This is a genomic window from Streptomyces sp. NPDC057565, assembly GCF_042801455.1.
Lineage (GTDB): Bacteria > Actinomycetota > Actinomycetes > Streptomycetales > Streptomycetaceae > Streptomyces > Streptomyces yanii.
Map to the genome: position 1 here is coordinate 15,100 of NZ_JBHVFU010000067.1, position 12,307 is coordinate 27,406.

Sequence of the window (12,307 nt, forward strand, 5' to 3'; positions counted from 1 at the left end):
GTGTTCCTTTCGGCGTGGGGGAGTTCTATTCGGTCGTCCGGTCGCGGACGACCTTCGCGAGAGTGACCGCGACGACGAGACCGGCGCCGTAGAAGACGTTCTGGATCCAGCCGGAGAAGCCGAGCAGCTGGAGGCCGAAGATGCCGGTCGTGAGGAAGTAGATGGCGATCATCGTGCCGATCGGGTTGAACATGCCCGGCTGGACGACGGCCGTGCCGAGAAAGACCGCGGCGAGCGCCGGCAGCAGGTACGTGGCCGACGACGAGGAGTCGAAGCCGCCGACGGTCGCGACGAGCATGACCCCCGCGAGGCCGGCCATGAGCGCGCCCGCGAGGTACGCACCGATCCGGATCCGGCGTACGGGGATGCCCGCGAGCCGGGCGACCTCGGGGCTCGCGCCGACGAAGATCATGCCGCGGCCGAGCGGCGTCCAGCCGAGGATGTAGGCGAGGAGGGCCGCCAGGAGGATGCCGTAGTAGAACGAGATCGGCATGCCCAGGACCTCGTGCAGTGCGAAGGCGCTCAGCGACGGGCTCGAAACCGAGACGATCGTCGACCCGGAGATGGCCTGGGCGACTCCCATCAGCAGCGTGCCCATGCCGAGGGTGACGACGAAGCTGGGCACCCCGATGACCACGACGAAGAACGCGTTGACCGCGCCGGCGACGAGACAGACGAGGAGTGCGAAGAGGCACGCACCCCAGACGTTCCAGCCATGACTCGTCACGAGGACCGGGATGAGGGTCGCGGCGATGCCCATGACCGAGGCGATCGAGAGGTCGAACTCCCCGACGACGAGGGTGATCATCGCCGACATCGCGAGGAAGACGAGGACCTGCTGGGAGCCGAAGATCGAGGAGATCGTCGCGGTGGAGCCGAACCGGTGGGGCATGAGGATGTAGTAGACGAGTGCCATGAGCGCCCAGACGACGACGAGGGCGTACCTGCTCGCCATCGTCCCGAGCCAGGGCATCCGGCCGCGGCCCGTCGTCGCGGCGCCGCCTGCTGTCGCGGTGCTGCCCGCCTTCGCGGCCGACCGGTCGACGACCGGTTCCTGGTCGGCTTCAGCTGCGAGGACGGAGTCGGCACGTCCCGTGGAGTCCGACATGGTCACCTCCCCTCGGTCCCTGTGGACCGGTCGTCTCGTACGTCGGCGGTGGGACCGGTAGGTGCTGGCCCGGTGGGTGCGGGCTCGTCGTAGACGGCCTCGAGCACGTCGTCCGGCTCATGGGTGCGCAGGGTCTGCACCCGCCCGTCCCGGTCGACGACGAGGATCCGGTCGCAGGCGTCGACGAGGTCGGTCGGCTCGATGCTCACGAGGAGCACGCCGAGGCCACGGGACGCGGCTTCGCGGATCGAGCGGAGGATGTCGGCCCGGGCGCCGACGTCCACGGCCTGGGTCGGCTCGTGCAGGACGATGACGTCCGGTGCGACCGAGAGCCACTTCGCGAGGAGGACCTTCTGCTGGTTGCCCCCGGAGAGCTCGCGGGTCAGGGTCTGCGACGAGCGGGTGTGGATGCCGAGCCGGGTGATCGCCTCGGCCGCCGTGGAGTCCTGCCAGCGGCGGCCGACGAACCAGGGCCTGCCGCGGTGCCTGATGTTGGGGATGGCGATGTTGTCGCGGATGCTCAGTTCGAGGGCGAGCCCCTCGACGATGCGCTTCTCGGGGACGAGCGCGACACCGGCCTTGAGGCAGTCGCTCACGTCGGCCCGGCTCAGATCGACCGTCCGCCGGCCGGTGGTGAGGGTGCCGGCCCTCGCCCGCTCGACACCGGCGACCAGGCGGGGCACCGACTCGAACCCGGTGCCCGGCAGCCCGGTCAGGCCGACGACCTCCCCGCGCCGGATCTCCAGCGTGAGGTCCCCGAGGCCCCGGGCGGTGAGCCCGGAGACCGTCGCGACGACCGGGACGCCGGTGAAGTCGCGTTCCTCGCGCGCCACGGCATCGACGGTGCGACCGAGCATGTGCCTGGCGAGGTCGTGCTCGGCGAGGCCCTTGGTCGCGAGTGTCCCCGCCGCTACCTTGCCGTCCCTGAGGACGGTGACCCGGTCGGCGAATCGGAGCACCTCCTCCAGGTTGTGACTGACCATCAGGATCGACGTGCCCTCGGCGACGACCCGCCGGAGCAGGCCGTGGAACCGGTCGAGCTCCTCGCGGGGCAGGGCCCGGGTCGCCTCGTCCAGGACGACGAGGCCGCGCCCCGGCTTGAGGTCGCGCAGCGCCCGTGCGATCGCGACCTCCGCCCGGCGCGTCGGGGAGAGGGACGCGACCGGCGCGGTGGGGTCGATCGGCACCCGGAGGCGGTCGAGGACCGTGCGCGCGATGTTTTCCTGGGCACGCCAGTTGATCCTCCGTGTCGTCCTCGAGTGCTCGTAGCCGCCGACGCCGATGTTCTCCGCGACGGTGAGGTGATCGAGGAGCCCGAGGTCCTGGTGGACGACGGACACCCCGGCCGCGCTCGCCTCGCTCCACCGCACGGGCAGGCTCAGCCCGGTCCCGTCGATACTGATCGAGCCGCCCGGATCCGGCGCGTGGTAGCCGGTCAGGATCTTGACGAGGGTGGACTTGCCGCACCCGTTCTGACCCACGAGGGCGTGGATCTCACCGGGCGCGATGGCGAGGCCTGCGTCCTTGAGAGCGCGGGAGCCGCCGTACGTCTTCGACAGCCCGCGCGCCTCGAGCCGGAGTTCGGTCCCCATCGGTTACTTCAGTCCCCAGGCGCTGAGGAACGTGTCGCGGTAGCCGCTGCCGCCGAACCAGTCGTCGGTGAGGTACTTCTGTGGTGTCAGGGTCAGTCGGCCGACGTTGTCCTTGGTGAAGTCGCGGGTCACGAGCTGGTCGCCCTTGGACACCTCGTCACCGGCGAGGAGTTGCATCATCGCGTGGGCGAAGCGCCACCCCTCGTAGAGGACCGGGGTGCCGAGGTCGGAGGCCTGCCGGCCGTCCTTGACCCGCTGGAGCCCGGCGAGGTCGGAGCTCGAGGAGAAGACCTTGACCTTGCCCGCCTTGCCCGCGCTCTGGATGCCCTGCAGCGCGGAGGGGACCATCGTGTCGACCGGGACGACGATCGCGTTCGTGTCAGGGTTCGCAAGGAGCGCGGCGCTGATCGCCAGGCCGAGCTTGTCGAGGGTGACCGTCGTGAACTCGACGCTCTCGATCTGGCAGCCCGGGCAGAGCTCCTTGAACTTCGCGATGCCCTTCGCACTCGCGGACTTGGTGGTCGTCGAGTCCATGAGCTTGGCCCAGACAACCTTCGCCGAATCGCCGAGCTGGGCGATCGCGCTCTTCGCCATCGCCTCGTGGAGGGCGAAGACGCGCGGAGTGTTGTCGTAGAACGCGAGGGTCGCGTCGCTCGTCCTGCCGCCCGAAGGGGCGACGCCGCCGACGACGACCTTGACGCCCTTGCGTGCGAGCTGGTCGAAGGCGGGTCCGGCCATCTGGTAGTCGACGAACGACGTGATGACGCCGTCGACCTTCTCGTCGCCCGCGGTCTTGAGGCAGGAGGCGACCGAGGTCGGGTTGAACTTGCCGTCGCAGGTGTCCACCTTCGCACCTGCGGCGGACAGCGCCTGCTGCACGCCGACACCGATGCCGTGGATGACCGGTACCTGGTCACCGAGGGCGACGTAGGTGAACCTCTTGCCCTTGAGGTCGACCTTCTTGCTCAGCTTCGGGACGTCCGGCCACTGCGGGGCGTCGGCCCAGGCGGCGACGTCCTTCTTCGCCTCGCCGGTACCGGCGCGGTCGGCCGCGCCGCCGGCCGAGGTGGAGGTGCCGCCGGACGTGTTCGTGTCCTTCGAGCCCTGCTCGCCCGCGCCGCAGGCGGTGAGGAGGAGGGCGGTGACGGAGGCCGCGGCGAGGGCGGTGAATCTCCGGGTTGAAAGGGGAGGGGTCATGGGTTCGGCTCCTTTGCCGGTGCGTGCCCGGTCCGGCGGACTCAGGCGGCGCGGGTTCAGCGGAAGACGTGGCGCATCCGCCCGATGCCCTCGACCCAGGTCTCGAGGACCTCGCCCGAGGCGAGATAGCGGGGCGGGTTCATCCCCATCCCGACGCCGTCCGGCGTCCCCGTGAAGACGAGGTCGCCCGGCTGAAGGGTGAGGATTTTCGACAGTTCGGAGAGTGCGCGCGGGATGGAGAACAGGAGTTTGGCCGTGGTGCCCTCCTGGACGACCTCGCCGCCGACCGAGCAGCCGAGCCGCAGGTCGTTCGGGTCGTCGAGCTCGTCGAGGGTGACGACCCACGGTCCGATCGGCGAGAAACCGGGGTGGGACTTCGCGAGACCGAACTGCGGTGCGGGCCCGGAGAGCTGACGGGTGCGCTCGGAGATGTCCTGTCCGATGGTCAGGCCCGCGAGGTGGTCGAACACGTCCTCGGGCGCGACGTCGTGCATGGGGGCTCCGACGACCGCGACGACCTCGACCTCCCAGTCGGTCGTGCCGCCCTCGGGCAGGACGATCTCGCCGTACGCCCCCGTGATCGACGAGGGGAACTTCGCGAAGACCGGCGGCAGTTCGGTCGGCGCCTCGAAGCCGGCCTCGGCCGCGTGCTCGGCGTAGTTCAGGCCGATCGCGACGATCGCCCCCGGCTTCGGCACCGGTGCGTCGAGCTCCTCGGGGCGTACGGTCTCGGCCACGGTCCCGGAGTAGGCGGCGAGCCACTCCCGGATCTCGGCGACACGGGCGTACATCGCCATCGGGTCGGCGGGGAACCGGCCGCCGCTCGCGGACCGAAGGTCCCAGCCGGCCGACTCGTCCCGCAGGACGAACGCGCGGCCTCGGCGGCTGGCGAGCCTCATCGGGCCACCTCCTCGAGCTTGTTCAGGATGCCGGGCGGGTTGTCCCGTCCCCAGTCGGTCAACTCGTGGCCCCACAGGGAGGGACGGTCGTTCGTCGAGGCGACCCAGGTGCGGTCGTCGACGACGAGTCCGCCGCAGCCGTACTCGATCTGGAACGAGGACGGCGTCGACATGTAGAAGCTCGTCATGAGGTCGTTCGTGTGACGGCCGAGCGCCCGGACGATCGGATGGCCCTGCTGACGGGCGAGGTCGTACCCGGTGCCGACGTCGTCGAGGTTGCGCACCTCGAGCATGAGGTGGTTGAACCCGACCGTCCCCGGCACCTCGGCGATCCCGAGGGAGTGGTGCCGCCCGTTGCAGTGGTAGAAGCGGACCTTCATGAACTCCTCGTCCACCCGGTCCGAGAGGGTGAAGCCGAGCAGGTCGCCGTAGAACGCGTCGGCCTCGGCCAGGCTCGGCGCGATGAGGACGATGTGGCCGAGGCCGAAGTCGTCGCTCACGAAACCGCTGATCCGCCGGCCCGGCCAGAACGTGCCGGGGTGGCGCTGCTGGCCCCAGACGAACTCGTGACGGGTCCCCCACGGGTCGGTTACCCACCACATGCCGGCGACGGCGCGGTCGGCGCACTCCTCGGGGGTGCCCTCGGCGACCCTCAGTGCGGTGCCCCTGAGCCGCGCGACGTATGCCGCGAGCTCGGTCTCGTTGACGAAGCCCCAGCCGGCGGCCTCGAAGGCGTCCGCTTTCCCGGGCGAGACCGTGATCCGGTGGGCCGCGTCGTCGACGCGGAGGCGGACCGATCCGTCGGCTCCGCGGGGGGCGAGCTGGCAGCCGAGGACCTCGGTGGCGTAGGCGACCCAGTCCTCGTGGCGCGGAGAGGCGACTCGGAGGTACGCGAGTTCCCTGATCATCGAATCTCCCTTGATTCTGGACCACGACGGACGCAACATCGGCGTCCCTGTAGTGGTTGCACCAGAGGATGCAGGACCCGCAACGCGAACGCAAGAGGCGGAGAATCGGCAATTTTGGTGGATGAACAGGCCTTGTGACTGTGCTGACGCGGCCATAAATTGGAGTGCTTGATTCAGAACGAATCGCATTACTTGCGAGCGCGAAGGAGTCGCCCATGACCACCGTGACCAGCAGCGACATCTCCGTCGGAGACGTCACCTACCGGCTCCACCGGACGGGGACCGGGGCCAAGGAGGCCCTACTCTTCCTCCACGGCTCGGGACCGGGGGCGACGGGGACGTCCAACTGGAAGGCCGTCATCGAGGAACTCGGCGAGCGCTACTACTGCCTCGCGCCGGACATGATCGGCTTCGGCGACTCGACCCATCTCGAGGACCCGCCGACCGGCATGGGCCCGCTCAACCTCGTCCAGGCCGACACCCTGTGGGACCTGCTCGACGAGCTCGGCGTGGAGAAGGCGCACCTCGTCGGGAACTCCATGGGCGGGATGATCGCACTCCGCATGGCCCTGAGCCGGCCGGAGCGCGTCGGCACCATGCTCCTCATGGGATCCGGCGGCGCGCCCGACCTGCCGATCACGCCCGGGCTGGAACACCTGCGCACCTTCTACGCCGACCCGACGCCCGGGCAGCTTCAGAAGCTCCTCGCGTCCTTCGTCTTCGACATGGGCACGCTCTCCGGGGTCGTCGACCGCGTCGTCGCCGAGCGCATGCCCTACATCGAGCGGGCCGATGTGAAGCGCTCGCACGCCGCGATGTTCGCACCCGGCACGAAGCCGCCGGCCTTCACGGTCGAGGAACTCACCTCACTGCCGCACAAGACCCTGTGCGTCCACGGCCGCGACGACATCATCGTCCCCGTCGAGTCGAGCACGTATCTCGCCAAGACACTGCCGAACGCGACGCTCCACATCATCCCCAAGTCCGGCCACTGGACCCAGATCGAGGCGCACGACGTCTTCGTCCACCTCCTCGAGGACCTGCTGCACGACCGGATCTGAGGCGACTCCGACCGAGGCCCGTGGCCGGTGGGGCCACGGGCCACGGCCTGTCCGGGGCGCGGGCGGCCGGCCTGCCGACCAGGGTCCCCGGCGTCCGCGACGTCACCGTCAACCGGCTGTGCGCGTCCGATCAGAAGGCCGTCAAGGCCCGGGTGTGGGCAGTGGCTGTTCGGTCCAGATGGTCTTGCCGTGGCGGGTGTAGCGGCTGCCCCAGCGTTGAGAAAGCTGAGCAATCAGGAACAGCCCGCGGCCGCCCTCGTCAGTCAGCCGGGCCCTGCGCAGCCTCGGCTGGGTCTGGCTGGGGTCAGAGACCTCGCAGATCAGCACTCGGTCCCGGATCAGCCGCAGACCCACCGGGCCGCCGGCGTACCGGATGGAGTTGGTCACCAGCTCACTGGCGATCAGCTCGGTGGTGAACGTCAGCTCCTCCAGCTGCCAAGCGCTCAGCTGCGCCGTCACCATCTCCCGGGCCCGGCCCACCGCCTGCGGATCCGGCGGGAGCTTCCAGATGGCTGTGGAGTCCGGGGGCAGCGCGTGCAGCCGGGCCGTCAGCAGCGCCACGTCATGGTCGGGCGCCTCGGGCAGCAGATGCCGGAGCACGGTACGTCCGGTCTCCGTCGGTGACCGGTCCTCCTGCACGGCGGCCTCCACCTGCTCGCGGAGCTGCCGCAGCCGCTCCTCGGTCCCGTCCACACCGTGCGCCAGCAGCTTGCCCGTGCAGAAGGCGAGCAGCGCCCCCGGCTCCATCGCCAACTCCACCGGCTCGAAGGGCAGACCGCCTACACCGAGCGGCGGCCCCGGCCTGACCGCGGCGAAACCAGCCCCCGGTCGCCCGGGGATGGACAGCACCGGCGGTGGGTGGCCCGCACTGGCGATCGTGCACACCCCGGTGATCGGGTCGTACACCGCGTACACACATGTGGAGCCGAGTACGGTGCCCTGCCCGCGGTTCGGCCCCGGAGCGGCGGCCTCCGCCGCCGACAGCCGGATGACCAGGTCGTCTAGGTGGGTCAGCAGCTCCTCGGGGGGCAGGTCCATGTCGGAGAGGGTCTGCACCGCCGTCCGTAGCCGTCCCATCGCGGCGGCTGCCTCCACGCCGTGCCCCGCCACGTCGCCCACGACGAAGGCGACCCTGCAGGAGGACAGCGGGATCACGTCGAACCAGGTGCCGCCGATCCCCGCCGTGGTGCCGGCCGGGACATAGGAGCCGGCCGTGTCGGCCGCGCTCATTTGGACGACCGCCTGTGGCAGCAGACTGCGCTGCAAGGCCTCCGCGGCACGGTGCTCGCGGGCGTATCGCCGCGCGTTGTCCAGGCTGATCGCGGCCCGGGAACCAATCTGCGTCCCCAGCACAGCGTCGTCCTCGTCGAAATGGGGCCGGCCGGCGCAGCGCCACAGCACCGCTGCCCCCAGCAGCAGCCCGCGGGCCTGCAACGGCATCATCAGCAGCGACGCCGCGGCGTCGGGCAGCACTCGGCGCCGCCCCTCGACGTCATCCGCCAGCGCGATTCGCAGCTCGGACAGGTCAGACACGGCCAATGCAAAGCGCTGGTAGACGAACTCGCTCTCCGGTTCCCGGACCCGCAGTGAGGCCCCGACCGGCAGCAGCTCGGCCGGCCAGGCGCCACCCCTGGCAGTCGCCGCGACCCGCCGCAGCGGAGCCCCGAGGGAGAAGTCACCGGGCTCCTCACCCACCAGCGCCGCCTCCGCGAGGTCCACCGCCGCCAGGTCGGCGTACTCGGGCACCAGCACCCCGGCCAGCCCTTCGGCGGTGCGGACGATGTCGAGCGAACCCAGCAGCAGCTTCTCGGCCCCTCTGACCAGACCCAGTCCGCGCTGCGCCTGTTGCCGGTCGGTGATGTCACTGAAGATGACCGCGACCCCGGTGCAGCGGCCCTCCCGTTCCTCCAACCGCAGTGCCGACAAGGAGATGGTGCGCTCTTGCTCGGGTGCCTTCTGGTAACGCACTCGGACCACCTGGTTGGTCATCGGCTTCCCGGTCTTCGCGACCTGGCGCAACTGCTTCACGAGGGCCCCGGCGTCCGCCGGTACCAACACCTCGTCGAGGGCCACACCGGCCGGCCCGACCCCGGTGCGGGCGAGCGGGCCGACGGCGTCCTGGGGGTGGTTGGTCCGGATAATCCGCAGGTCGGCGTCGTGCAGCGCCAGCCCTACCTCGGTCTGCCTGAACAGCGCGCGCACCAGGGCGTCGTCCTGTTCCCGGTCTGCGGCCGCCGACGCCGGAACCGCCCACACCAGGCAGAAAGCCTGGGAATCGCCGCTCAGCGGTAGCACCTCGAGCTGCACCTGCACGGCCTGGCCACCGTAGTGGCGCAGCGTCGCCGGGCCGCCGGGCGGGAGCAGCCACTCGCCGGGCTCGGCGAGCAGGTCAGCGAACGGTCGGCCGATCAGCTCCCTGACCCCTACGCCGAGCAACTCCTTGACCGCGGGCGTGCACGCCACCATGATCCCGCAGTCGTCCAGCACCATCGCCGCTCCGTCGCTCAGCAGTCGCCCAGCGATATCGGATACAGGGTTCGCACTCGTCTGCCTCACCGCCTTGCATAGCGGCTGCCTGCTTTCCATTCAACTCGCCTGCGCGTGTCACCTGCATCCCGGAGCGGGCTGTTCGGCTGCCGGGTGGCCCGGAGCGGAAACCCGGGTGTCTGCGCCGTGTGGCGGCTGTGCACTGGGGTCGGTCGCCGAAGGACATCCCCCTTGACGACCTGTGCTGCGGCCCCGCAAACCGCCGACTCCGGCGCACCCGCACCCTCGGCAGAGCCATCAACGAATACCGCTATGCGCCTTGACCTGCAGCAACGACTTTCTGAGCCCCACAGGTTCGCTGCGGCCTGGGCGAGATCCGCCTGGCGGGTGGCTTCCGCTGACTTCAGAGCTGTCCTCACCTGCCACCTCACCCCGGCGGAGCCATTGCTCTGGGCCAAAGGTGATACCACTGGTACCGTCGGTACCATGCCAGAACCGAAGGCCATGAACCTGCGTTTCCCCGACCCCGAGCAGCGGGCCGCGATTGCCGCCGCAGCCGCGCAGGAAGGAGTGAGCCTGCAGGAGTACATCCTCTCCGCGGCCTACGCTCGCGCGACCGCCGTGGAGCAGCGGTTCCTGGACGGCTTCAAGGAGTCGATGGCCCGCAGCGGCGCCGCGTTCGCCGCCGAACCCAGCAGCACCGACCCCTCCCCGGAGCAGCGAGCCGCCGAGCAGCAGGCCCGTGCCGAGCTTCGGCAGCAGGAGCGGGGCCAGGCTGCGTGACCCAGCCCGAACCGCTGCGCCCGCTCGACATCACCTTCCTGCTGCACGCCGCCGAGCTCCTCGACGGCGACCCGCAGGTCGACGACCTGGGACCGCTGTACGCGGCCGTCGCGCGGGTCAACGCCAGCGCCATGGAACGCGACATCTACGGCTCCGTGCACCTCAAGGCCGCCGCACTGTTGCAGACCCTGTCAAAACTCCCCTGCCTCGAGCACTCGGGCGAGGCCTTCGCATGGCATTCGACCGAGGCGTACCTCGCCCTGAACGGACACCGGCTCGACTACCCGCCCAAGGCGGCCGTCGCCCTCGTGCGCGACGCCGCCGCAGGGACGCTGGGCGTCGCCCGCCTCGCCCGTCAGCTGCGCGACTGGACCATCGACTGACCTGCCCGAAACGAGCGCCGGCCAGTCACATGACCGGCGCGACAAGCCGTAGAGGAACGCCGCAGAGCAGGGCGGTTCTGCTCGGCGGCCAGGCGGGAACGCCGGCCCGGTTCAGGACGGCGGCCATCTCGGCCTCGGGGAGCGCGGGGTTGTGGGCTGCGCTGGAGGCCAGTTCAGGGACGTCAAGGGCCTCGCGGAGCCGGTGGAGCGGCAGGCGCGGGTCGCAGGCCGCCGCCTGACGCGTTCAGACCGCGGGGTCATGGCTGAGCCGTTCGACCAGCGCAGGCGTGGCGGCCGGGTCCCGGACCGCCAGCCGACGGTAGTTCCCGTCCGGGTGGTCCGCGTAGCGCGCGGCGAGACCCTCGCAGGGAAAGCGGGGGTGCGTCTCCGCCATCCAGGCGGAGAACGTGACGCGTTCGTCGTGGGACAGGCGGCCGGTGGCCATGAAGGTGTCGGTGCCGTGTTCTTCCTTGCGCTCGGCTGTGGCCTGAAGGTTGGCCTCGGAGCAGTAGCCCGCGTCGAGGAGCGCCTGACGCGCGTGGATTCCGGTGTTCGAGGCGGATTGGTCGAGCATGCCGGTGTAGTTGAGTGCGTCGGCGGGTTGGTCGTGACGTCGGCGGCGGTGATGATCTGGTGCGCGTCGTCCACCACGGCCTGGGCGTTGTATGCCTGGATGAACGCGCCGGCATGATGCGCGATTCGGGGTCGGTGAAGTTGGCCTGCGCCTTGTCCTTCGGCCGCGCGGTTTCGGCCGCCAGGTCGCCGACTTCGGCCACCGCCTCGGGTTCGTCGGTCCCGGCACGCTTTTGGCGTTGCCGCTCCTTGTCCTCGGCGTGCTTGCGGGCCTTCTCGGCGGCCTCGGCCTCGATCTGCGCGCGGGCGGTCTGCAACCTGGCCAGGCGCTTTTCCCTGCGGTCGAGTTCGGCGGGCAGGTCTGCGTCCTTGCCGTCGGGCCCGAACCGGCGTCGGGCTCAATCGCCTGATCGACTGCCAAGATCCGCGGACAGCGCCGCGTAGATGTACTCGCTGCCCCAGCGATCCCCGTCGAGGTCGTTCTCGACCAGGTGCGCCTCCCGGCGCATCCCGAGGCGCTCACAGACCCGCACAGACCCGGTGTTCTCCACATCCAGCCGTGCGTAGAGCCGGTGCACGCCCAGCGTGTCGAAGGCAAACCCGGCCAGCGCCGCGGCCGCCTCGGTCGCGTAGCCGCGCCCCTGGTGACCTGGGTCGAGAGTCCAGCCGATCTCGGCCTGGGCGGCGCGGGCATCGGCCAGGCCGAGGCTCACCTCGCCAAGGACGCCGGGCTCATCGCGTCGGCAGACAGCGAGCGCCAGCTTGTCCCCGTCGGCGCGCCAGGCCGTCTGCGCCGCGCGCTCGGCGGCAACCTGCTCGCTGCGCTCACGCGTGTGCGCCGGCCGGTACAAGTAGCGCGCCACGCTCGGCAGGCTCTGGTAGGCGTACAGGTCGTCGGCGTCGCCGGGAGTGAACAGACGCAGAGACAACCGGGCCGTGGTCAACGGCAGCAGCGAGGCGACGTCCATGCGGACCTCCGGGACGCGGATGTGGATCAAGTTGCGGACTGATTTTCGCATCACGACTGCCCGGCAGCCACGCCTTTTCAAGAGCAGCGCTCGGCAGACGCACTTCACCACGAGGCGCGGCATTCCAGGAGTTGTTTACTGACCCACGCTCCTAGCCGCACCGGCCTTCAACCTCACCCGCGCCTTCCACGCCTGGGCCACCTGCGCGACCATCCGTGACCGCCTGATCAACGTGCCTGTCCGGCGGGCCGTTCGGCTCGACAGCCCGTGTCTTCCATCCCTGATCTTGCGTGGGTATCCCCGGCTTCAGCCGGGGAGGGAAACGCATCCTTGGTCCGGCGGCGCGGA

The 12,307-nt window shown here is 70.3% G+C and carries 10 protein-coding genes and 1 pseudogene; 3 read left to right on the plus strand and 8 right to left on the minus strand.

All coding sequences use genetic code 11. From position 1 onward, the window contains the following. Positions 1 to 25: 25 nt before the first annotated feature. The 5 genes from ACFU8W_RS45030 to ACFU8W_RS45050 are packed head-to-tail and all read right to left on the minus strand — an operon-like array spanning position 26 to position 5,704. Positions 26 to 1,108: an ABC transporter permease gene (locus tag ACFU8W_RS45030; protein WP_384050923.1), complete on the minus strand. Its 1,083-nt coding sequence runs from the start codon at positions 1,106 to 1,108 to the stop codon at positions 26 to 28. Between the two features lie 2 nt (positions 1,109 to 1,110). After that, positions 1,111 to 2,700, minus strand: a complete 1,590-nt coding sequence (locus ACFU8W_RS45035; RefSeq protein ID WP_384050926.1) for a sugar ABC transporter ATP-binding protein — start codon at positions 2,698 to 2,700, stop codon at positions 1,111 to 1,113. Between the two features lie 3 nt (positions 2,701 to 2,703). Further along, positions 2,704 to 3,897: a sugar ABC transporter substrate-binding protein gene (locus ACFU8W_RS45040; RefSeq protein ID WP_384050929.1), complete on the minus strand. Its 1,194-nt coding sequence runs from the start codon at positions 3,895 to 3,897 to the stop codon at positions 2,704 to 2,706. A 56-nt stretch (positions 3,898 to 3,953) separates the two neighbouring features. Further along, positions 3,954 to 4,796, minus strand: coding sequence for a fumarylacetoacetate hydrolase family protein (locus ACFU8W_RS45045; RefSeq protein ID WP_384050932.1), 843 nt, complete (start codon positions 4,794 to 4,796; stop codon positions 3,954 to 3,956). Then, positions 4,793 to 5,704, minus strand: coding sequence for a VOC family protein (locus ACFU8W_RS45050; RefSeq protein ID WP_384050935.1), 912 nt, complete (start codon positions 5,702 to 5,704; stop codon positions 4,793 to 4,795). Before ACFU8W_RS45050 ends, ACFU8W_RS45045 begins: the two co-directional genes overlap by 4 nt. Positions 5,705 to 5,919: 215 nt before the next feature. Here ACFU8W_RS45050 and ACFU8W_RS45055 point away from each other — a divergent pair, with 215 nt between their 5' ends. Continuing rightward, positions 5,920 to 6,765, plus strand: a complete 846-nt coding sequence (locus tag ACFU8W_RS45055; RefSeq protein ID WP_384050938.1) for an alpha/beta fold hydrolase — start codon at positions 5,920 to 5,922, stop codon at positions 6,763 to 6,765. 141 nt (positions 6,766 to 6,906) lie between these two features. Here ACFU8W_RS45055 and ACFU8W_RS45060 read toward each other — a convergent pair whose 3' ends face one another. After that, entirely contained in the window at positions 6,907 to 9,255 is a 2,349-nt protein-coding gene (locus ACFU8W_RS45060) for a SpoIIE family protein phosphatase (protein ID WP_384050941.1), read from the minus strand. Between the two features lie 483 nt (positions 9,256 to 9,738). On the opposite strand from ACFU8W_RS45060, the gene ACFU8W_RS45065 reads away from it, so the two are divergent. Both ACFU8W_RS45065 and ACFU8W_RS45070 read left to right on the plus strand, forming a co-directional pair. Beyond that, positions 9,739 to 10,035, plus strand: coding sequence for a DUF1778 domain-containing protein (locus ACFU8W_RS45065; RefSeq protein WP_384050944.1), 297 nt, complete (start codon positions 9,739 to 9,741; stop codon positions 10,033 to 10,035). After that, positions 10,032 to 10,418 (plus strand): fic family toxin-antitoxin system, toxin component, encoded by a 387-nt coding sequence (locus ACFU8W_RS45070; protein ID WP_384050947.1) that lies wholly within the window; start codon positions 10,032 to 10,034, stop codon positions 10,416 to 10,418. Before ACFU8W_RS45065 ends, ACFU8W_RS45070 begins: the two co-directional genes overlap by 4 nt. A gap of 409 nt (positions 10,419 to 10,827) precedes the next feature. Here the strand turns inward: ACFU8W_RS45070 and ACFU8W_RS45075 are convergent. Beyond that, positions 10,828 to 11,380: pseudogene (locus ACFU8W_RS45075) on the minus strand (IS1182 family transposase); the annotation flags it as partial. A gap of 9 nt (positions 11,381 to 11,389) precedes the next feature. After that, on the minus strand, positions 11,390 to 11,959 hold the full coding sequence (locus tag ACFU8W_RS45080) for a GNAT family N-acetyltransferase (RefSeq protein ID WP_384050950.1): 570 nt from the start codon (positions 11,957 to 11,959) through the stop codon (positions 11,390 to 11,392). Positions 11,960 to 12,307 lie beyond the last annotated feature (348 nt).